We start from the raw sequence: 22375 nt of genomic DNA on the forward strand, positions 1-22375 counted from the left end.
TTAACTCTTATTAAAACTTAAAATAAAAGACTTACATTATTAGTCACAAAGTTTAGCTACACAATTTCTTCGTCCGATATGGATGAGAAACCTTAGCGATTACACCTTGTGAATCTAAATTGCACATCGCCGTTCGGCGAAATGCTCATACTTTGCTGTTTCTTCAGGCTTGTCGATTGTGCTGGCTAAATTTCGTCGCTAATCAGAAAAACTTATTATTACCTTCCTCTCTCACTTCGAGGGAGAGGAGGGTAATGGGGCGGAAAAACAGACCGGCTGTTGAAGAGCTTATATTTTGACTTCGGTACGTCGAAACTGCATCCTCCGTGTAGCGACTTCATCCAACGCCCCTTTTGGAAAGGGATGCACCCCAGGATGCTGCTTGAAACAGGCTCTTTCTTTAGTAAATGGGGCGGGGAGGGATACGCGTGACCAAGTTGATGCACCATGATTAATGAACAGATCAATAAGTTACCAGTCATATCCCAGTTTCTTCGCCACCGGCGACACGGCCCGCTTGAGCAGCCATTTTTCGAGCGCGCTAAGGCGAACTTTCTTGCCACCCCGTTCTGAGCTACCCACTTTGCCGTCTAGTACTGAATGATTTATGCGGATACCAAGATATGCTTCAATTTCTTTAAGTGGCGGGCACTCCCCAACGAGATCTTCGTACGGCACCAGCAGCGCATCGAGTTTTTTAGCGTCTCTCAAATATCCTTGCATCAACTGACGCCAGTGCGTGCCGAACGCGGTGGGTGTGAACATCGGTTTGTTCGGAAAAATATCGTACCAGCTGCGGCCATATCGTGCATAGGAACGGTATGCGTCCAGCGGGTTGCGATACAAAAAAATAAATTTGGCTTTTGGGTAGAGCCAACGCAGATAGAAGGCATGCTCGCTGCCCAGCCGCACTTCCTTGATACCCCAGCGCGCGGCACCGCCACGTTTGGATGGCTCGGAGAACATAACATCAAAGAAAGCGCGGTGCCCTTTGCGTAAATCCTCAAGAGAGGGGAATAAGTTGGCAATCCAGTTACCGGACAGGTCGGCGGGCGGTGTGCCGTCGTAGTAATATTCGGCGGGTGGCCAATCGGTCCGAAATGCCTTCATGCTGTCCGCGAGCGCCTGAATCATGCCGCATTCGTCGTACGGCTCGCCCCAGATGAGTACCCGCGAATCCGACATGATGAGTCGCTGCAGCAGGGTTGATCCGGAACGCCAGCCGGCAGACAAGAGAAAAATCGGCTCTGCGTCATCATTTATATCGGCAACCAGGCTGGCGCTTTGCAACTGCTCAATACCCGAGATTATGCACGGGCGTCTTGACAGAGCCTGTCGATGAGCCGCACGTGCCTGGGCGGGGCCTCGCAGTGCTGACATTAAATATTGATGTATACGTAGCATTTCTTACTTGGTTTTAGGCTGGATATACGCAATTGTCCCCAGCTCTTTCATTAAGCTGCATAGCACATCCTTGGCGGTGCCAAAGGTGATGCGTTTCAAGCGATAGCTTTCTAGCAGTGACGCTACACGGCTTTTAAGTCGCCACCGTAGATATTCGGTAAGTATTTTACGGTGTGAGGTGGTGAGCCTGAACGATACCTTGCGGACTGCCTGAGCGCTCAAGCGCAGAATTGGATTTTTCAGCCCATCGGTGCTTTGTAAGAGCAGTGTCACGATGGCTTCCACCACGTCTGCCTCGTTGAGCAGGCCATTTTTATAGCGTACCAATACATCGGAAGCTTTTACTTCGCAATAGCGCGAAATATATAACGTGTTGTCGTCTCGCCTGAAATAATAGAGTGGCTCCGGGATGTGGCACAACCGGAAGCGCGTTGCAATCCGCATGAAATAGTCATAGTCCTCCACCAAGAACAATTCCGGGTCGTATTCCCCAACCGTTTCATAAACTTTTCGCGTGTACATGAAGCAGGCGCCGATATGATTACCCTTTTCCAGTTGAACTTTGCTCGGAAGCTTGTCGTGATGAATATCCAACGGACTGCCGTCCGGGTTCAGGTCGGCGAAAAGGTAATAGTCCGCATAGACGAAGTCACAGCCCCCGCCGTGCAATGCCTCGACCATAAGCTGAATCGCATTTTCGCCGTAAAGATTGTCGTCGGAAGTCCACGTTAGATACTCTCCGCGCGCGAGCGAAAATCCTCGGTTCAGTGCGCGGGGCAGTTTGAGATTTGGCTCGTTTCGCACATAGCGAATTCGCGGGTCTTCGAACGAAGCCACCACCTCGCGCGTGGTGTCAGGTGAATTGTCGTCGACTATGATCAATTCCAAATTCTTGTAAGTCTGTTTCAACACACTGTGGATCGCACTTTTCAACACATGCGCCCGCTTGTAAGTGGGCAGCACAATGCTGACAAGCGGTTTGTCGGTAGGGCTATCGATCATCTGCCAGCTATGCCCGCATCTTGCAAAATCCGCTGCACAATCTTAATCCGCGCCGTGCCATCACCGTAAGGATTCGCTTTTGACGCCATAGCATGGTAGGCACCCTCATCCTCCAAGAGCCGAGACGCCTCCGCGACAATGGTCGTCGCGTCCATTCCGACCAACTTCAATGTACCAGCCTCTACGCCTTCCTGTCGCTCGGTTACCTTGCGCAGCACTAATACCGGCTTGCCCAGGCTGGGTGCTTCTTCCTGCAAGCCGCCCGAGTCAGTCAACACCATGTAGGACTTTTTCATCAGATGGACTAGCGGCAGGTAGTCCAAGGGGTCAATCAGCAATACATTGTCGATGCCGGAAAGAACACTGTTCACGACTTGGCGGACATTTGGATTACGATGTACCGGATAAACCAGCACGATCTCATCATGATACTTGAGCGCCAGTTCCTTCAGACCACAGCAAATTGATTCGAACGGACCGCCAAAGCTTTCCCGGCGATGGGCCGTTACCAGCACGATTCGCTTCGTATCAAATGGTAGCGCTTCCAGCGGCGTACCCGCGAAGCTGTAAGGACGGCTGGAAACATCGAGCAAGGCATCGATCACGGTATTGCCTGTTACTTCGATTTGCGCTTCTGGAATCCCCTCGTTGAGCAAATGCTGTTTCGCTTGGTCACTATGGGCGAAGAATAAATCTGCCATAGCGTCGATAATTTTTCTGTTGGATTCTTCGGGGTAAGGATGAAATTTGTCGAAGGTTCGGAGACCGGCCTCAATATGGCCAATTTTGACGCCGCAGTAAAAGGCCGCCAACGCCGCCGCCATTGATGTAGTCGTGTCGCCCTGCACCAGTAGTAGATCAAAGTGTTCCCCGCGCAAAATCTGACTGACTTCCCTCAAAACGCTGATGGTGATGTGTTCCAGAGTCTGATTCTCGCGCATCAAGTTCAGGTCATAATCGACTCTGATGTTGAAGAGATCAATCAGTGGTGCCACCATGTCTTTGTGTTGGCCGGTCAAGCAATTTTTGTTTTCGATCAACGTTGGATACTTTTCCAGTTCCGCGATGACCGGTGCCATTTTGATGGCTTCGGGGCGGGTGCCGAAAACCGTGAGAACCTTAAGCATGTTTGCCTTCCCCGCGCATTTTCAAGAGGTGCGCATCAAGAAAGTACTTCACCGCCCAACTGATTTCCGCACCCGCAATGTATTTCGCGCCTTTGCCGTAGCTGCCATTGAATCCACCCGATTTATTTTGAATTTTCTCAAGGTAATGCATGGCAAGGTCAGCCTGTTGCTTCTTGCCCAGCGTGTACCAGACGATTGCATATTGTGCTATACCGGTGGAGCAAATCCAGTCCACGTCCGGATAAGCTGGAATGCTGCCATCTTTCCGTTGGCATTTTTCTACATCCGCCATACCTCGAGCGGCCAAATCAAGCTCGCCCATTTCGCACAATGCCTCCATGGCATAGGCATGAAAATGTGACAACCGATTAAAAGGCACCAGCCCTTCCTGCTTCTTGTAGTAATCAAGCACGAAATGCGCCGCTTCTTCATATTCCTTCACGCCTAGTAACTTGCCTGCCTGAACCAGCGGCGGCAGGGCGTAGGTATGGATCAGATCGCTGGCGATATCGGTCCACAGCTCGGTCGAAGGAGTTTTGAGACGGCCGCTTGGATCTACCTGCGTCAGAGTCCAGTCGCAGGCATTTCTTAACGCGGTTTCCACGCCCTCCACATCACCGAGCGCTGCGCACAGCCCACGCATGATCTGTGCGGTATCGAAAGTGTAGGGAACGCCATCAGGTGCTGGGAAAGCGCCATCCGGAAACTGGATCGAAAGCAGCCACTTGGTGCAGGTGCGCGCCAGCTCCTTCTCGTCCCAGTTGTAAAGCGTGGGGATGAAATATCCCGTGACCTCCGGGTAGGGTACCGGTTGCTTCGTATGCACGATGATGCCTTGACCTGGCACCATATGCTGTTTGAACCAGTCGATCGCCCGTTCGTGGCTGGGTTTTTTCTTTAGCCAGTCAAACATTCTCTATTCCTAAGGTTATTTGCATCGTCATTTATCGTTGTTCTACTCGGGCAGCGCTGCCGATTTTGTCGGCTCCTTGATGCGCAGTACCTGATCGGCTTTGGTCCCGCTCAATTCCTGAATATGACCGCTCGGCCAGTGTACCGTAATCTTCTCGATCTGCGTATGCTTCGCCAGCCCGAAATGCAGGCGCTGGTGATTCTGGCTGCGGTTGTGCGTACCGCCATCCTGAAGTCGCATTTGGGTTACGCCGCCTGCCAAAATGCGAACCACCGCGCCAATGCCGTCGCGGTTGGAAGTAGTGCCCTCCAGATCGATCTCAATCCAATGGTTGCCATTGCCAACATTGCGAAAGAGTTGGTAGCGGCCATTGTCCGACGGCAGGCCAAGGCTGCGGCCCATACTGCCGCCACTGGCGGTGAGCAGATCCAGAAAACCGTCGCCGTCGATGTCCGCCGTGGTGACCGAGTCGCCCACACCGACTAGCCAGCCGGATGCGCCACCGGCATGTCGCACTATCTCGAATTCGCCTTTACCATTGTTCAACAGCAGCATATTTGCAGTCTTGCCTGCATCGCTTGAGCCGAGCACGAAGATATCCAGATACATATCGTTGTCGAAATCGCCGGCGACCGCATTCACGGCCGTGATCGGAACAGCGTTAACGCCGCGTTTGTTGCTTTCTTCGACCAGTTTACCGCCGCGATTCATGAACAATCGCGCGGGTGCGGTTTCATCCTTAGCCGCGTCGCCAAGCGCTTCGACATCGTTGATAGACTCCTTTGATTGCACACGGATGGTGAAATAGCGGGATTGTGCTTTGCCACCAAACAGTTCGGGCCGTGCGTGGAAGTCGACCTGCCAGTGGCCTGGTTTTGGACTGCCGATCAGCACGTCGAGGCGGGCGCCGTCGCGCGGCTGGGGTAGGCCGTGCGCGCCATTGGCGACAAGTGCGAATGTCAGACCGACCGGTTGGGTAGCCTTCTCACCCAGCCGGATATCGGCGGGCGTCAGATCGACAGGGTTTTGACTGAATAAAGTGATGTCGAGTGCGCCCGTGTTCTTAAAACGAAATGAAGTTGGCTGATCCAGGGTTCGCGGTGACAGCTCGATCTGCGCTGTCAGCACGTTTTTGCCGCTGTGCGCCAGTGCGACGCGTCCGCCGGGATTTTTGCGTGCGAGGAACAGGTCGATTGCGCCGTCGTTGTCGAAATCGCCCGCGATGATGTCATCGAATGCGGAGTTTGGCAGCAGGTCGAGCGAGAGTGCGGGCGAAGTGCGGGTATCGAATACCTGCACCGGTCGGCCTTTGCCCATCAGGCGGCAGACAACTTCGGGATAGCGGTCGTTGTTGAGTTCGGCCAGCACGCAAAACGGTGCCGAGCGTGAATCGGGTTTGAGCCGAGGTGTGGCGTCGTCAAAATGTCCGTCCTGCTGGACGTACATGAACGGCGGCGTCAGATCGTCGAAGCGGGCCTCCGCACCCTGGAAAAGATCGAGCTTGCCATCCTGATTGATGTCCAGCCAAAGCGGCATCCGGGTGCGTCCGGGTGGGTTGTCGACGCCGAGTTGCGCCGCGCGTTCGACCAGCTTGCCGCTATCGTTGACGAACAGCCGCTTCGGTTCAACGCCGACACCCTGAATCGCGCCGGTCAGTTGTACCAGATCAAGTTGCCCATCGTTGTTGAAATCGGCCCAAGCGGCACCGTGCTTGTCACCGCCGAGATCGTTTGGACTCAACACGCTGGCTGTAACATCGGCAAAGCGGCCGCCGCCCAGATTGCGAAACAGCATCGCCTGCTTGAGGTGGTTGGGGAGATATAAGTCTGGCTGTCCATTGCCGTCATAGTCGCCCCAGGCGGCGCCGTGGGTCATCCCCACGTAAGCACCCAGCCCGGATTTAGCAGTGATGTCCTCGAACACCGTGAGATCTTTTTCGGCGGGCGAGCAGCCTGCCAATACAGCAGCTAGGCATATGGTGAACAGGCGTGTGGGCAAAGTCATCGAAGGTTCCTCAACAGCATTAAATGAGTTTAGGTCAGCCTTCCAGGCGACGGATAAGGCGACCAAACAGTGGCAAGTTGCGCGCGCATCGCTGCACGGCAAAAACGCTCTGTGCCAGCCAGCTTGGACGCACGGGATAGCTTTTTGCGATGGCATACAAACGACGTGCCAGCGCATCGGGGGAAAAAATGTCGGATGCAGCATGGCGGCGGGCACGCTCCGCGAAGGCAAGGTAACGAGAAGTATCGGTCAGCACCGTATCGATTGCATGCACCCAAGCGTCTACGTTTACATAGTCGTCGATCAATAGTCCCCCGTCACCGACCGCCTCGGGCAACCCGCCGCGTAGGCTTGCGATCACCGGAATCCCGCAAGACTGTGCTTCCAGCGCGACCATGCCAAAACCTTCCTCCCAGCGCGAGGGCGCGATCAGCAGCCGAGTCTGGCAATATACGCTTCGCATGTCGGACACCCGATGTGCGAAGTGTACGTTGGGCAGTTTGGTCAGCCGCTGGTGCAGCGTGTCAAGCGAGTCTTTGCCAAGCTTCCACGATTCCTGCAGTAGAAAGTTGACAGCAGGCAGCCGCCGCGCGACTTCGATAAACGTGTCCAGCCCCTTGACCGGGTGCGGGTTGATCATTGTTACCAGCCCATCGGGGGCGGCCGGTGTATCGAAATACAGTTCGGCCGGCGGATAGACCACCTCGGCCAGCCGCCCAGTGGCACGCTGAACCTTGTTAGCGAGAAAGCTGCTGCTTGCCACCAGGTGGCAGTCCAGCGCGGCGATCTGGCGCATTTCCACTGGATCGAACTCGGCGTCGTGTACAAAGCACAAGCCGCGTACACCTAGCCGATTGGCGGTTAGCAGTACCGGCAGCGCACCTTCCAGTTGAGCCCACACAATATCGGGGCAGAAGTGTTGGATTTCAGCGGAGAGCATGGGGTAAAAATCGTGCAGTAACCGGATCGGGTAGCCGCAGTCGAGCGTGGCGTTGGCCTCGTCGACCGCGCGCACACCGAGGGTGGCGTATTCGGCAGTATCGGGATAACGCCACGAACTGACTGCGTAGTCGCGTGAGCCGACCGCTGTGCAGGCTACATTCGACATTGCCGCCATACGAACCAGCAGCATGTGCGCCGCGCGCGCAGCTCCCCCGAGAAACAAAGGGTAGGGCGGGCGTTCACTGGCGTAGAGGATGCGCATGGAAGAAGCTTCTAGTTGGAGCCAAGCCGCCAGGCAATATGCCTGGACCATGCCTGCTTTAACTTGCTTTGCATCCGTATTGCGAGGGACAGATGTTTTACTGGATGGTCGTCTAGCCGGTCGAATAAATCATTGACGCGTTTTTTAAGCGCAACGTCCGAGTAATTTTCGCGAATGAACTGGTAACCGGCCATACGGATCCGATCCAGAAGAGTACGATCCTGCAGCAGTTTAATGACCGCATCGGCGAATTCTCGCGGCGTGTCGCCCACCAGTGCATGTGTGCCGGGGGTCAGACCAAAGCCTTCAATACCAGTGGTGGTCGTAACTACCGGCAGACCGTAAGACATTGCCTCGCCGATTTTGCCTTTCATGCCCCCCCCAAAACGGAGCGGCGCGATGGAAATCGCGCTAGTTTCGAGAAAAGGCTTGGTTTCAGGGACGAAACCCATGACGTCTACATGATCGGACACGAGTTCGGCAATCTCAGGTGTCTGTGGCCCACCAATGATACGAAGCTTCACGGATGGCTCGGCTGCGACAATAAGCGGAAGAATTTCCGCACAAAAATAAAGCATGGCATCGATATTGGTTTCGCCACCTGGTCGCACATAGCTACCAATAAAGAGCAGGCATTTGTCACTAGTTGCGTCAATTGAAACAGGCTGCTGCAGGGGGTGGATATTTGGGATGGTGCAGATGCTAAGTCGGGAATTTTCATGTTGAAGAATGACAGCGTCAGCGTCTGTGACAGTAATCACGATGTCTGATTTGTCGTAGAGGGACAGCTCGTCATGCTTGGTCTGGGCGGCTCGGGCGGAATCCTCGACTGCCCCCGTGACCCGTGCTTTTGCCTCCAATCGGTTGAATACCACATCCACGCTGTCGATAATTACCCGAGCATTCGGTTGAGCTATCCGCACTTCGTCGATGAGTGCCATGGCGGCAAAGTACCATTCGAACAGGACGGCACCGTAATTGTGGGATTGCAACGCCCGTCCGATGCCGTCATCCAGAACCTGGACCCCTGCTTCGATCATCGCTGAGCGGTAGCGTGCCGTTTGCTCGCCCCCCATTTTTTCTATTTGCCGTTTTTCACCCAAAGCACAAAAGAAAACCTCATGTTCTTCAGCGATCATTCCGAGCAGCTTGGTGAAGCGAAAATCCGCTGAATTGCGGTCTGGTGCAGGATAAGTGTCAGCCACGATCAGTACGTTCATTTTTCGCCCCCACCGCACAACTCTTCACGCACCACCTCGAGATACTGGCGACCGAAACGAAGATCCGGTTCCAAATGGTTTCCCTCGGCCCATTCGTTCCATGATTTTACGAATACGAAGCGGCGCTCTTCTGGCAGGCCACCCACGTTTTGCACAGCTTTTCTCAGCATTTTTCTGAACAGCTCCGGCGTCGAACCCTGAAGAACCATCCCATTGGAACCGCTACGTGGCGTGTTGTCCCAATTCGGAATTGCACAGGGATAGCTTTCGATACCAGGCTTTGATTCCCGGATCAGCTGTTCCGATATGTATTTGTACTGATGAATAGTGGGTAGATTGCGCCAGTCGGCATACCAATAGCGAAGCTTATGCAACGGATGTTTCCACGATGCCCAGGCCTGTAGCGTGCGGCGACGTGGTGGCAGGCGCACGCTAATTCGGGCATCAAACCCCGCATCCTTTGGATTCCAGTCCGACGACCAGTGCTCAGCAATCAAAAACAAACCCGGTAGCCCCGCGCGTGCCGCCATGTCTCGCCACAGATCGGTGACACGCTTCGAATCGGGCAATTCATCCGGGTTATAAACGATGAATACCGGCTTACCGTCGACGCGAAGATAACGCTTGTCTTTAAACGCGCGTAGCAGATAGTCAAAGTGACGGCGGTGGTCGTCTTCCCCCGGATAGGTTTGTTCAATCAGTACCTTGTTTGGGGCGCCGTGCCAGATACCGGTCCAGGTCTGGTTTGCCCAACACAGGCAGAATGGGAAATCGGGCTCGCCCGATTCAAGAACCTCGTTAAACGGACGTTCCAGCAAGCGCTTGCCTCCAAACCAGTAATGATAATAGCAGAATGCCTCGATACCATATTCGCGAGCCATCTCGGCCTGAGCATTGCGCGTTTCCGCGACGCGCAGATCGTAGAACCCAAGGTCAGCAGGGACGTGTGGCTGGTAATGGCCTTCGAATAGCGGCTTTGCTTTTGCCGTGTTGGTCCACTCGGTAAACCCTTTGCCCCACCATTGGTCGTTCTCGGGGACAGGGTGGTACTGTGGGAGGTAAAAAGCGATGAGGCGCGCTTTGTTATTATTGGTAGACTGTGCTGTAGCTTGCATTTTTTTAAATGTTAATGTTTAGTGCCCCAACGGGCCATCACTTACGGAAAGCATTTCTGATTAATTATGCCTGCGTCTTCTGTGCCACGGGCAGGCGTAAATCGTAAATGCCCAGATTGGATGGTAAGTGTAATTGGTAGTCACAATTGAAATGGAGCCCCGCTTTGACAACGTTAATTCATTCATTAAAACCCTTCGTCCACCATGCATCGTCCACTGGCATGGGGTGGTATCGGAGCAAATGAATGGAAATGAATTTAAACTGGGACATGGCGTGCAATCAGTTATTTTTTGCGTTTTGATGTTGTTAAAAAAATCTGGAAAGCCGATCCCGCCAAATATCTAGCAGATTATTACCTTGGTGAGAAGACGTTGTACTTGTAAGCTTTGCAAGATGCGGGTATTTTATTACCACCTGATCCCATTCTTTAATCAGGGTGCTGTCTGGATTATCCTCCCTATTTGCGGCGTCGACAGCTAACCATTTTGCACCACGCGCTTGCTCAGAGAGCTTTTTCAATAGATCGACGGGCGGTTGGCGGCTACTGGCAGCCTCTCGTAGCGGGGCATAGTTCGACGCATATACGATGTCATGCAGAATGATGAGCGCATCCAATACTTCCATTCGATATTGGCGATGAGATCGGTTTGTTGCGCTGGTTGCCCCTTTATGCACTCGAAAGGTTGCCAAGTTTTCCGATACATAGATTAAACCAGTATGGATTGCAACCCGTGTCCAATACTCCAAGTCGCAGGACATAATTAAATTAGGGTTAAATAACCCATACTGCTCAAAAACATTTTTTTTCAACATGACGCTTGTAGGCTCACCTATGAAATTCATACCGATTCGATTAACCGCCAACTGACAATATTCTTGCGCGGAAATCCACCTGGAATCAGGGAAAATGCTGTCTATCAAAATCTGATTGTCAAAATAAAACTGTTGTACATTCTCGCTAGTTTCCGCGTCAAGTAAGTAGCCGCGTTTACAAGCAATAAAGGAGCACCCCTTTTTCGACTCTGCAATAAGCCGTTCTAGACAAGTTTGTGAGATCAGATCGTCCTGAAATACGAACTTGATCCACTCACCTTGGGCTAGTTCAATGCAATGGTTCCAGTTACCTACCAGTCCAAGATTGTGCTCGTTGCGGACCAGTCGGATTCGTTGGTCGCTGGCTGCGTAACGCTCAAGGATTTCAAAAGTGGTATCCGTTGACCCGTCATCAACGACAAGTATCTCAATATCTTTGTATGTCTGGTTCAACACGCTGTTTAAACAAGCCTCCAGATATCGGGCGCCGTTATATGTGGGAATGCATATGCTTATAAGGGGCGTCATACACTATATCTCAAATGATGAGAGGAAAATCTGGCTGAGAAGGCACTTTGCAGAGTCGATCGGGCTAGAATAATTGGTAATTATTATGCTCATCTTTTAACAATGGTCATTGTTTCTTAAATCGCCAGAGCAGGTGTCTATCTAGGAACTGAAGTAGTTTTGGTTTTCCTCGGATTTTCGTCTTCTGGCCGTGAATTCCAAGCCAACTTTGTAACGGGATACTCTTTTCACCAAGCGAACGTGGGCCATCTCCTAAGGCTGCATATACGTCATTGAGAAGGGTGGCAACCATTGGATTCTTAGGGGCGATTTCCAGTGCCGCAAGCGCGAGTACGTATGCCTTTGCGGTGCATATGAAAGGTTTGCCAAAGTATCGCCTATCCACATCAAGGCAATGACTCGCAAGACGAATCTGTGCATTGGATTTTTCGATGGTACAGCCCGGTGAGCCAACAGGGAAATTGAAAGTGACCAATTTTTCCAAAGGCCAACGCTCGATTGCGCGCAAAATAGTTATAACTGTCTCGTAATAGCTACCAAATCTTGGCCCATCTTTTTGCATACTCAAATTTTCGCCATGGATCCGATAATCAGTTAGGCGCTCTGGCAGCACATAAATTTCATAATCATCAAGAACTCGCAGCCAATAGTCGTAATCTTGAACATAAAGTAATACAGGACTGAAAAATCCCACGCGATTGATTACATCCCTTCGGATCATCGCCGAAGGGGCATTGAGAATATTCTGATGCAATAATTGCCAGCGAATATCTGTAATGGGGGTGTCGAAAACATCACCAGCATGAGCATCAGCGGCAAGCTGCCCGTCCTCGTCTATACAATTCACCCTGGTAAAAAGAGCACCAATCTCGGAGTGGTTTTGCATGAATTCAAGTTGTTTTTTCAAACGGTTTGGCCTCATGCGGTCGTCTGAACCTAGAAGTGCAATAAACTGACCCTTTGCATCTTCGAAAGCCAAGTTCAGAGCCCCTGAAGGCCCGATATTTTTTTGAAGGCACATCACACGGACACGATCGCAATTATTGGACTGGTAATTCCGTAATATTTGAGGGCTTTGGTCGGCAGAGGCATCATCCACAATTATCACTTCCAGATTTTGATAGCTCTGTGTAAGCACGGATTCTATTGTCTCTACAAGATATTTTTCATGGTTGTAGGAAGCGATGCAAACGGAGATCAGCGGGTCAGCAATCATAATCTAATCCTGTTGTCCTAATTGCCGCATGATGGCTGTTATTGTGTCTTCCTGCTGTTCGTCAGTAAAGTGAGGGCCAATTGGCAGGCTTAACACCTCATCCGCCATATTTTTGGCAACTGGAAATGCGTCCGGTTGCAGATACATGTCCGCATATGCTTGTTGCATGTGTGGAGGAATCGGATAGTGGATCAGTGTTTCGACCCCGTCCTCTTTCAATGCTTGTTGCGCGTTGTTACGATTGCGGCATCTCACGACATATAAGTGCCATACTGGTTCTGCCCATTTCGGGGTATACGGAAGCTGCCAATCCATACTCTGGAGCGCTTGGCTGTACTGTTTGGCTTGATGGGTTCTTCGGGTGTTCCATGCGTCGATATGCCGGAGCTTGACCCGTAACACTGCCGCCTGCAGTTCATCGAGCCGACTATTGAACCCTCTTACCTCATTAACATATTTAATGCGTGAGCCATAATTGCGCAATGTACGCACTGCATCCGCAATCTGATCGTCATTTGTGGTGACAGCACCTGCGTCGCCAAACGCGCCAAGATTTTTACCAGGATAAAAGCTCCATCCGGCTGCGTCTCCGAAGCCCCCAACTCTTTTGTTCTTGTATTTGGCGCCATGCGCCTGTGCGGCATCTTCCAGTACACGCAACCCATTGTGTTGAGCGATTGCAAGGATGGGGTCCATGTTGGCGGGTTGACCATAGAGATGAACCGGAAGAATTGCTTTTGTTTTTGGTGTAATTGCCCTCTCAATTTTATTGGGATCAATATTGTAAGTGCGTTCATCAGGCTCAACGGGGACAGGAATCGCGCCGCATTGACTCACCGCTAACCATGTTGCAATGTAGGTATTGGATGGGACAATAACTTCATCTCCGGGGCCAATATTCATGGCGAGCAAGGAAAGATGGAGCGCGTCTAACCCATTGCCAACGCCTATGCAATGTTTGACGCCAATATAGTCCGCATACTCCTCTTCAAACGCGCGTAGCTCAGCTCCCAGCAGATACCAGCCGCTATCTAGTGTTCGCGCTACGGCGGCGTCTATTTCCATCTTTAGTTCGCGATAAGTGGCGCCGAGGTCGAGGAAGCGCACGCTATTCATGTTCGACCTTCTGTTCAAGCAAGCTTAGAAATTCGTTATAGTCGCGGATGTAATCGTCAGCACAATATACATCGGATGTAAGAACCAAGAGTACTGCATCTAATGAGTATTTGTATTGGATGCCCCAAACCATGGGTGGGATATGTAGGCCTAAGCACGAGGAATCCAGCTTGATTTCGTCACGTGATTGCCCATCATCTAACACGACAGAGACACATCCTTTTACACAGATCAGGAACTGATGTAAGGTCTTATGAGCATGCTCACCGCGAACTTCCTGGCTAGGTACATCAAAAACCAGAAAGTAGCGCTTCGGTGAGAATGGCAGGTGTTGTTCTATCTCGCCAAATGACAGTTTGCCTCGGAGGTCTTCAATAAGAGGGAGGCGAATCAGCCGAGCAGATTTTACTCTTAAATCGGGTGCAGCTCCTTCGCTGCCAATTAATGGATTTGGCTGGAAAGGTGTATCAACATAGCCCGTAATGCGTGCAGGATTGCCTATGACAATTGCATTCGGCGGGACGTTCCGGGTGACTACCGCGCCAGCCCCGACCATTGAATTTTGTCCAATGTTTAAACCAGGCAAAATGGTCGCATTTGCGCCAATGGAAGCTCCCTTGCGAACATACGTTTTAGGGAATTCGGCGGGATACTGTCGGCTGCGTGGAAAAGGGTCGTTGGTGAATGTGGCGTTAGGCCCGACAAAGACATCATCCTCAAGAATGATGCCATCCCAGAGCTGCACACCACATTTGATAGTGACACGGTCGCCTATGGTTACATTGTTCTCGATGAACACGTGGTCGCAGATGTTGCATTCACTGCCAATCATTGCGCCCGGGAGGATGTGGGCGAACGCCCACACGCGGGTTCCTTTTCCAATGGTTTTTGTCTCAACTACTGCTTGAGGGTGCTGGTAATGCTGTTCCATGACGATTGACCTGCTGTTAGTGTTGACCGATTGTTGGAGTGGCATTCGCCAGTGAAGAGTCGATCTCAAATCGGCTCTTCATATAAAAAAGCCCCATTTCTTGTTGGCGAGTGATGAGGTGATCATCCGAATAAACCTGGAAAGAGAAAAGATTTTCCCCATAAAACGATTCGCGGCCTTCTGGGGTACCTATCCATGCGCGCATTGAGTAAACGCCTGGCAGAAGAGTCATGGATTCGAAATGTAGTTCAACTGCATGTTCGCCAATCTCAAAATTTCGCGGGTCCTCAACATTGTTATTAGCGGTCAGATACACAAAGTCAGTAGTGTGCGCACCTATAAGAAAGCAAATGCGTTCGAGTGGCTTGTTGATTGTGAATTGAACACGTATGCGAAATGGCGAGAAGAAATTAATCGAATCCACGGAATGGCAATGCTCATCGTAGAATTCTATGGTCTTAAAGGTTAACTCATCTGACGTTCTAGATTTTCCACTATGGCTATTTAAAGCATCTGATTTTATTTTTTTGTTGCTGTAATCGAAGAAAAGATTGCTTACCTCTGTTGGGTCACCATCAGCAACAATCTGGCCATGATCCAACATAATGACTCTACTGCATAGACGCTCCAATTGCCTGATGTTGTGAGAAACAATCAGAACGGTTTTGCCTTGGCGCTTGATTAAATCCTCCATCCGGTCAAAGCATTTTCGCTGAAATGCCAAGTCTCCTACCGCCAGCACTTCATCCACGATCAGAATGTCCGATTCCACGCTTGTGGCGATGGAAAACCCCAGCCGTACTTGCATGCCAGAAGAGTAGCGCTTGATCGGGGTGTCGATGAATTCTTCCAGTTCGGCAAAGGCGACAATCTCATCAAACTTGCTATTGATTTCGCTCTTTGAGATACCGAGGATCGCACCATTGAGATAGATGTTTTCGCGCCCAGTGAGGTCACCCACTAGGCCTGCGCCGACCTCGATCAGTGGAGCAATTTTGCCTTTTACGGTGATGCTACCGCTGGAGGGTTTTGCAATGTTGGCGAGCAGCTTGAGCATAGTGCTCTTGCCGGCGCCGTTATGGCCGATGATGCCGACGACTTCGCCTGGCTCGATGCTGAAGTGGACGTCGTCCAGTGCCTTGAACGGGGCACGCTCTTCACTTGGTTGGCCGGTGAGTCGCCGCCATTGGTTGAGAGCATGGCTCTTCAGGCTTTGCATTGTGCCGAGCTGGTATTCTTTGATGACGTGGTTGACTTCGATGATGGGCATTTTTTTAGTGGTTAACGAGTAGCGATTTGTGGTTAGCAGTATCAGTTGCCGTGATAGCAGCCTTTACAGCTCGTCCTCGCTGATTCCTGCTAGTTTTATCAGGTATTGCTGCAGGCCGGAGTTTGAACTGGAATCTCCATATGCGGCGTCACTTAAGCTTAATAGTGCCTCGCATTGATTTCGACGTTTTGGCCAATAACTTGAGCATTTTACACTTAACGGCGCCATTGTGGCCAATTATGCCAAGCGTATCACGGCAAATTATGCCAAGCGTATCACCTTGCTCAACGGTGAATGTGACTTCATCAAAGGCCTTGAACGGGGTGCGCTCTTCAACCGCTTGGCCCGTGAGTCGTCGCCTGAGTGCATGGGTCTTCAGGCTCTGCATCGTGCCGATGCTGGTATTCTTTGGTGATGTGGTTGACTTCGATGATGAGCACGGTCATGGGGAAGGTATGAGTGGCCGTAAGGTATCACATCAGTTGGATGATCGCGTTGTACGATAGCGAAGAGCTGGAATATTCCAAGCCCCCTGGTTATCGGCGCTCTGCTCTAGCGAAGCGTCCGAAGCTGGATGGTTTCACCCGTATTATCGATCAGAATCTGGGCGAAGATAAAAGCCGTTCGCGCAAGTGACCTTTTGATCTTCTAATTAATGAATTTACCCATATGTTATCGTCAGCTTAATGGCGAATCTCTATATCTTTAATGATAATTGTATTAGCTCCCCTCCTATCTGTATTAATTCTGAAAGGACCAACAAAATCCTTCTCAGGAATTTTAATATAAATAGAGTTCGTGCCCTTGATAAGCCGGTTAACTAACCTTTGAGACTCGTCAAATTTTGGCTTATGCGTAGTTTGATAATAAAAGCTGATTAGTTGCTCTCGGTCGCTTTCAAGCCTGATATGCAATATCGGCTCAGCAATTGTATTCTGTGAAATTCCTTTAAAGTCAATAAAAGAATCCTTATTTTCACTAGACAATGCCTCGATACCATTTATATCGATACGCAAAGCTTCAAACCCGTAATTTTCCAGAACTGATTTTTTCCAGTCGTAAGAGAGCCTCTGTTTGCTTTCAGAAAATTGATGTTTCAGTACTTTCTGCAAGGTTGTCGTTTCGATTTCTCTGAATCTAAATGGTTCTTGTCCCTCAATTTCATAAAGTGACATATTAAAGTTAGTTGGCATGGCTTCTTTTTCGGGAAGAGAAAAAGCAAAAAAACCATCCTGATCGCCAGCCTTACCGGATTTAGTGACCGCTTGAATTGCACCGCCTACAACAATAGCAATTACTTTATTATTTACGGGTCGACTCTCCTGATAGATTGTCCCAAAATATGAAATTTCTTTTGTTATCAATGATTTTTCAGAAAAAGAATAATGAAGATCACTTGGGGGCCCTACTATTAAATCTGCTATATTGATCCTTGGTAAAGTAGCATAGGTCGGGTCTTCAGTAAAATTTACAGCAATGGTATGAACAGGGCTTTCCTCACCGAATAGGTGTTTTTTTCTAATTCGCACGCTCTGAAACAACGACTTTATATTATGGAAATATTCTTCATATCCTGGAATTAATTCGACTGACCGAGTTTGTGAATTATTTTTAATTCCTTTTAAATTCTGCCCAACAGACTCCCACGGGCTATCTAATCCAATTACATTTATGATGGTAGTTGAAATATCTAAAGTGGTAACAAATGACGAGTTGACATTTCCTTCCTTTTGATATGGATATTTTATAAATAGTGGTACGGATATAATATTTTTCCAGGAATCTTCATTAATCAGGTACCTTCTGTTGAAGCCCTTTTTGTTATAAGAAACACCGTGGTCTGAGGTTATAACAATCAAGCTCTTGTCATACAAATTCTTTTTTTTGAGTATCCGAATAAAATCTTGTAACAAGCGATCAGTATATGCAGACTGCTGCATGTAATTATGATATGCAACATTCAAAGGAGACTGGTCTGCATTGAAATTCTCGCTGCGGGGTTTCAGCAACTCCTGAAGCATTGACACCTCATTTTTGAGTTGTCGACCCAGTACTGTAGTATGGGCATTGACATCGACATGCGGAAATTGGCTGTGCACAAAATTAAACTGGTTACTTACTTCAGAGTTATTTACCTCTTCTAGCCAATCAACAAATTGTTGGACATGCGGATTCAGGATTTTCTTGTCCAATTGATGTTCTTCTTTTTTAAAAAAAATACCAAAACCTTTCCATGTTTGCGGTATAGCTCCAATTTTCTCTTCAATCCAATCTTGATGACTGATAATGTGTACATACAAGGTTATAAAATCAGAGATAAATAAACTTGGGTTTGTATTTTGTTTGGACATTAAGTCTGCCGGTAATACAGTACTTTGCGCATAGACAGAACCGGTGGATTGGAATAGTTCGATCAAATTTTTTCCCGGCGCAAGCCCAAGCCCTTTTTTATCTTGAACACGCAAATTTCCAGAAGCAATACTCGGGACAGAAATATCTGTGGCGTAGTGAGCTGTTAATGCATTGGGGAAATAATCTGCCTGCGCAGCCAGTTCTGCAAAGCCGGGATATCTAGATGTATCCAATTTCCCTTTCACATTCTGGAGAGTCAAACCGCTAAACTCATCAAAAATCAACAGGAATACCGGCGTGTCATTCATTCCTGCAATTTTGGAAGACGAGATATTCTCAGAATGCTTGAATAAGGTGGATGCGGGAGAAACAAAAATAAAGTTTAAAAATACCAGGAAAATTATCAATGATAGGTACGACAGGGTTCTCATTAATTGATTTTTGATAATGATCAGAACGGCGGCAGTTGTGATTACGAGAGTTAGGAAAAATAGAATATAAGGTTCGTACTTGGCTGGAAAAAACCCATAGCCAGCCTTGTTCAAAGAGTAAAATAGAAATAGTCCCAAAAATGCGAATAGGACAGCGCCATCAAATACTTTTACCATTCCCACTCGTTTGCTCGCCCAGCGTAGAATAGTTAAAATCAGCGGTGGTGCAAGGCTAATAGTCAACAATAGCGTAATAATAGATTTGCTTGATAAGCTGTGGGCTGTAAAGAAATTAAATTGATCACCCAGCACCCCTAAAAGAGGGACTAAAATAGCCAAATTGGTTACGAAAAACAGGTAGGCGTACTCCTCAAAGCTACGACCCACAAAGGTGTTTTTAAATTGCCCCTTTGGTTTTCTTAAATTTAGTTTTCCGCTTATGGCGGGAACAAGGTTTGATATTAATGAGAACAGATTGCTTGTTGTCCAATAGATGAGTAATGCAAGCGGAGACGCATACAGTAAAGCAAGAAACATCAGTGATATCACTAAGCCCTGAATTAGGCTTTTACGACTAAACCCTGGTGCTGTGACCAATGCCAGAACATTCACCAGAGTCATTACAAATGGCATCAGGTGAGCCTTGCCGAATAAGAGTGTGTCCGGTTTTCCCAAATCACCCAGAACAGGAATCACGATTCCGTTCAACTGCGAGTAACCTGAGAGCATAAAGTAAGCGGCAATGAAGAAAGGCAGCTGAACCCCAAGACCTGCGAGAGAACGAATAGCGTAAACAGGGGAATATGCGTATCTTGCATAGAGGCGTTTCATGGCCTCATGACGCTGTACTCCGATATATATGTGTTTGATCGCATTAATTTGCGGTGCTAAAACAGACTCTATTTCAGCTTGAGTAGTGACGGCACGGCTGGCATACTTTTCCAGTGGTTTTGTTACAAGCCGAACCAAAATCGCTAATAATACAAGGGACAAAAAATAAGAATTACTAACGCCGATCAAAATAACAAAAACAGATTCCAGAATGGCTTCGATCGGAGCCAGTGCATATTGGTATATCATTCAGAAAAGTCCTTGAACTCGGCAATCTCAGGCTGGTTCAATCGTTTACGAAGGTCGGCCATCTCATTTTTCAGCGTATCCACCTGCTGTTTCAACGACCGCTCACCGGCAGTCATAGATAGCAATTCAACTTGCTGATTCAAGTGCGCTACTATAGCAAAGGCTGAGTTACCGAAATTTGCAACCGACGTGTCTCTCAATTCCTCCAGTTTTTCTGAGGTAAAGTGGCTGATTGTCTCTTCAACAACTTGGTCAATAATATGAAGCCTATCTGAATTGACTGTTACTCCAATCTTCTCAGACATGGTGTCTGCCCAGGTTTCTGGCATGTAATCACTTTCAAAAATGCTGCGGCTCTGCTGTGATATAGGCAAAGTGATGACAGGTCTTTGGTATAAAAAGGCAAAATCAAAGCGAATAGATGAGGCATCGGAGATAAGGATATCTGCTTGAGACATGACGTGTGTTCCAAAGGGATTGCTGTCCCAAATTACATTCTTTAAATCTTTTGTTTGAGCGAACCAGCTTTCAACAGAGTCTGGTTCAAAAATATAGGAATGTGGATGCAGTCGGATAATGACTCGATAGTTCGCCGCCGCTAGGGTTTTAACAAAATCCGTTCCATACTCTGAAAAACACCCCTTTGCTCCCCATGAAGGTGCAACAAGTACTGTTTTCTCAGTCAATTTTTTTGAATCTATTGATAGCTCAGCTTCCTTTTTCTGGCGGTTTAAGTCATCGAGGCAAGGTAGCCCCACCACAATCAACGACTTATTCTTTAGTTTCCTGGCTTTTTCAACTAGCCGAATGTAGTGCTCTTCATGCGCTCCAGTCATCAAAACAGTGTCATAAAAATCCAGACTCCCTTTACGATAGCAAGAAAGATCAACCATCGCATGAAACACATGAACCAGGTTTTTAACTCTAGCTGGGCGATTCATTGGATACCCTACTGATCCTATGTTAGGTGTAGTGCTCAACATGACGGGAGATTCAATATTAGCTATCTTGGCAAACCCAAGGCGACTTTTTTGAACTCGTTTGGAATGCATGAATACGCTATCAATCTCAAGCCCTGGGTCGTGTACATCTAATGTGATATAGCGGAAATGTATCTTTTGATTGATAAGCTCTTCAACAATAGGTCTAAATGTTGTCCAGTAGGTTTTACCCTCACTGAAGAGTACCGCCATAGGCTGCTCACCCTTATTCCCATTACCAAGCTTGGTTTCAGAAGATGATCTGGAAAAAATCTTATAAAATAGTGTCTTTAGAAAAAATATGGCGGAGCCAAAAAGCGCGATGAAAAAAGAGGCGATAGCATTTCCCGATGCAGGGTCGATGTATGCATAAGCATTTTCAGGAACCATTGCGGCTAGTAATACAACCAGCATCACAGGTTTTGTATTTTTCATAGTGGATCGATCAGTAGAACAATTAGGAACGATTACTATTAAAGCTTCTTAGCTACAATCCGCATTAAAAAAGGATCTTCTTCTTTATAAGGTGATAACCCTTGGCTTTCTATTTTTTCCAACACTTTGAAGTTCAATCGTTCTATTTTGTTCACCGTTGCCTCATAATCCAAATATCTTCTAAAGTGATCTGTGCCAAAGGTTTTTGCCAATTTTTCATCTTTTAAACTACGCGCTTCTAGAAGAAACAGCCCGCCACTCTTGAGAACTTTTGGCAATTGTTGAAAAACCATATTTTCTGATTCATCATCGATTGAGTGTAGAGTGAATCGAGAATAGACATAATCAAAATTTTTGAAATCTGATAGTTGAGAGAAGTCTTGATAAAAAAATTCAGCATTCTTCACGTTCATAGCAGATAAGCTTTGAATTGACTTTAATGACAAATCTAGAGCTGATACCTGCTTCTCTTTTTCGGCAAAGAAAATAGCATCTCGTCCATTTCCACACCCTAATTCTAATAAGGTTGTTCCACGTTGGAAGTACCTATCTTCTACATGACGAGCAAAAGAAGATGGTTCACGTACAGCTCTATTTGCCAAGTAAAATTCATTCCAATAACCATGGTCATCTATCAAAGTAAAAATCCTTTATATGAGCTATATTTAGGGCGGCTTGCTTATGTGGCAATCTTTATTATGCTGCTTTATACTGCCTGACGTCCAATTCGACGCCTGCTTTCAGCGCTTCCTCAGTGTGTTCAAGCAAGCGCCTGACGACGACATCGTCAGTGTATGCTTCCCCGCAGTTTGCACAAACTTGGGTGGGCACGTGCTTGATTCCTGAGTGGATTGCCCCACGTTCAAGTGTGACGGTGGCGAATCCTCCGCCGGTTTCTTCTTGATTGCAGATAGCGCACTTTATATTAGCTTCCTTTTTTTGAATCCATCTTCCCAACATAAGTGATCGAGCTCTTAGAACGGTGATCACGACGTCCGTTCTTTCCTGGCTGTCGTAAGCGGTAACCACGTGAATCGATCGTTTTCTGCACCATATTGTGGACCCCTCTGTCAAGACAATAATGTATCGAGTTTAAGATGGTCGCCTTTTACAAGCAGCCGAACGGCGCTGCCCCGGTTTGTCCTTCTGTTTTTGTTTCTATTTCTACTTTTTCTTTATTCTCTAAACGTATTTTTTCTACCTCGCTGTATTTATCCACAATCCTGGCACCGC

The 22375-nt window shown here is 48.4% G+C and carries 19 protein-coding genes; 2 read left to right on the forward strand and 17 right to left on the reverse strand.

The features are described 5' to 3' along the window. Positions 1–471: 471 nt before the first annotated feature. From MJ769_RS07760 to MJ769_RS07820, 13 genes are all read right to left on the reverse strand, one after another. A complete protein-coding gene (locus MJ769_RS07760; RefSeq protein WP_239235947.1) occupies positions 472–1380 on the reverse strand; it encodes a sulfotransferase family protein in 909 nt (302 codons plus the stop codon). A 27-nt stretch (positions 1381–1407) separates the two neighbouring features. Beyond that, positions 1408–2406: a glycosyltransferase family 2 protein gene (locus MJ769_RS07765; protein WP_239235949.1), complete on the reverse strand. Its 999-nt coding sequence runs from the start codon at positions 2404–2406 to the stop codon at positions 1408–1410. Next, positions 2403–3533 (reverse strand): non-hydrolyzing UDP-N-acetylglucosamine 2-epimerase, encoded by a 1131-nt coding sequence (gene wecB, locus MJ769_RS07770; RefSeq protein WP_239235951.1) that lies wholly within the window; start codon positions 3531–3533, stop codon positions 2403–2405. Before wecB ends, MJ769_RS07765 begins: the two co-directional genes overlap by 4 nt. Continuing rightward, a complete protein-coding gene (locus tag MJ769_RS07775) occupies positions 3526–4446 on the reverse strand; it encodes a prenyltransferase/squalene oxidase repeat-containing protein (RefSeq protein WP_239235953.1) in 921 nt (306 codons plus the stop codon). Before MJ769_RS07775 ends, wecB begins: the two co-directional genes overlap by 8 nt. A 42-nt stretch (positions 4447–4488) precedes the next feature. Further along, the gene (locus MJ769_RS07780; protein WP_239235955.1) at positions 4489–6450 is read right to left on the reverse strand and encodes a CRTAC1 family protein; all 1962 of its coding nucleotides are present in this window, start codon (positions 6448–6450) and stop codon (positions 4489–4491) included. A gap of 34 nt (positions 6451–6484) precedes the next feature. Next, positions 6485–7390, reverse strand: coding sequence for a glycosyltransferase family 4 protein (locus MJ769_RS07785; RefSeq protein ID WP_239235957.1), 906 nt, complete (start codon positions 7388–7390; stop codon positions 6485–6487). Positions 7391–7665: 275 nt separating this feature from the next. Further along, complete coding sequence (locus MJ769_RS07790; RefSeq protein WP_239235959.1) at positions 7666–8874, reverse strand: glycosyltransferase; 1209 nt, start codon at positions 8872–8874, stop codon at positions 7666–7668. Next, on the reverse strand, positions 8871–9989 hold the full coding sequence (locus MJ769_RS07795) for a glycosyltransferase WbsX family protein (RefSeq protein ID WP_239235961.1): 1119 nt from the start codon (positions 9987–9989) through the stop codon (positions 8871–8873). The genes MJ769_RS07790 and MJ769_RS07795 overlap by 4 nt, the downstream gene beginning before the upstream one ends. Before the next feature lie 307 nt (positions 9990–10296). Further along, positions 10297–11331: a glycosyltransferase family 2 protein gene (locus MJ769_RS07800; protein ID WP_239235962.1), complete on the reverse strand. Its 1035-nt coding sequence runs from the start codon at positions 11329–11331 to the stop codon at positions 10297–10299. A gap of 106 nt (positions 11332–11437) precedes the next feature. Beyond that, a complete protein-coding gene (locus MJ769_RS07805; RefSeq protein ID WP_239235969.1) occupies positions 11438–12547 on the reverse strand; it encodes a glycosyltransferase family 2 protein in 1110 nt (369 codons plus the stop codon). A gap of 3 nt (positions 12548–12550) precedes the next feature. Beyond that, positions 12551–13663: a DegT/DnrJ/EryC1/StrS family aminotransferase gene (locus tag MJ769_RS07810; RefSeq protein ID WP_239235971.1), complete on the reverse strand. Its 1113-nt coding sequence runs from the start codon at positions 13661–13663 to the stop codon at positions 12551–12553. Then, positions 13656–14594 (reverse strand): WxcM-like domain-containing protein, encoded by a 939-nt coding sequence (locus tag MJ769_RS07815; RefSeq protein WP_239235973.1) that lies wholly within the window; start codon positions 14592–14594, stop codon positions 13656–13658. Before MJ769_RS07815 ends, MJ769_RS07810 begins: the two co-directional genes overlap by 8 nt. A 16-nt stretch (positions 14595–14610) precedes the next feature. Then, positions 14611–15864, reverse strand: a complete 1254-nt coding sequence (locus MJ769_RS07820) for an ABC transporter ATP-binding protein (protein ID WP_239235975.1) — start codon at positions 15862–15864, stop codon at positions 14611–14613. Between the two features lie 229 nt (positions 15865–16093). Between MJ769_RS07820 and MJ769_RS07825 the strand changes: the two genes are divergently transcribed. After that, positions 16094–16279, forward strand: a complete 186-nt coding sequence (locus MJ769_RS07825; RefSeq protein WP_239235977.1) for a hypothetical protein — start codon at positions 16094–16096, stop codon at positions 16277–16279. A gap of 44 nt (positions 16280–16323) precedes the next feature. Beyond that, positions 16324–16500: a hypothetical protein gene (locus MJ769_RS07830; protein ID WP_239235985.1), complete on the forward strand. Its 177-nt coding sequence runs from the start codon at positions 16324–16326 to the stop codon at positions 16498–16500. Positions 16501–16547: 47 nt separating this feature from the next. On the opposite strand, the gene MJ769_RS07835 is transcribed toward MJ769_RS07830, so the two are convergent. From MJ769_RS07835 to MJ769_RS07850, 4 genes are read right to left on the reverse strand one after another with little or no spacing between them, the layout of a single operon-like run. Beyond that, positions 16548–19727, reverse strand: a complete 3180-nt coding sequence (locus MJ769_RS07835) for a sulfatase-like hydrolase/transferase (protein WP_239235987.1) — start codon at positions 19725–19727, stop codon at positions 16548–16550. Beyond that, a complete protein-coding gene (locus MJ769_RS07840; protein WP_239235989.1) occupies positions 19724–21142 on the reverse strand; it encodes a CDP-glycerol glycerophosphotransferase family protein in 1419 nt (472 codons plus the stop codon). The genes MJ769_RS07835 and MJ769_RS07840 overlap by 4 nt, the downstream gene beginning before the upstream one ends. A gap of 38 nt (positions 21143–21180) precedes the next feature. Then, positions 21181–21780, reverse strand: a complete 600-nt coding sequence (locus MJ769_RS07845) for a class I SAM-dependent methyltransferase (RefSeq protein ID WP_239235991.1) — start codon at positions 21778–21780, stop codon at positions 21181–21183. 58 nt (positions 21781–21838) lie between these two features. Further along, the gene (locus MJ769_RS07850) at positions 21839–22102 is read right to left on the reverse strand and encodes a type II toxin-antitoxin system MqsA family antitoxin (protein WP_239235993.1); all 264 of its coding nucleotides are present in this window, start codon (positions 22100–22102) and stop codon (positions 21839–21841) included. Between the last annotated feature and the right edge of the window lie 273 nt (positions 22103–22375).

It is taken from the genome of Candidatus Nitrotoga sp. BS, assembly GCF_927797785.1.
Classification (GTDB): domain Bacteria; phylum Pseudomonadota; class Gammaproteobacteria; order Burkholderiales; family Gallionellaceae; genus Nitrotoga.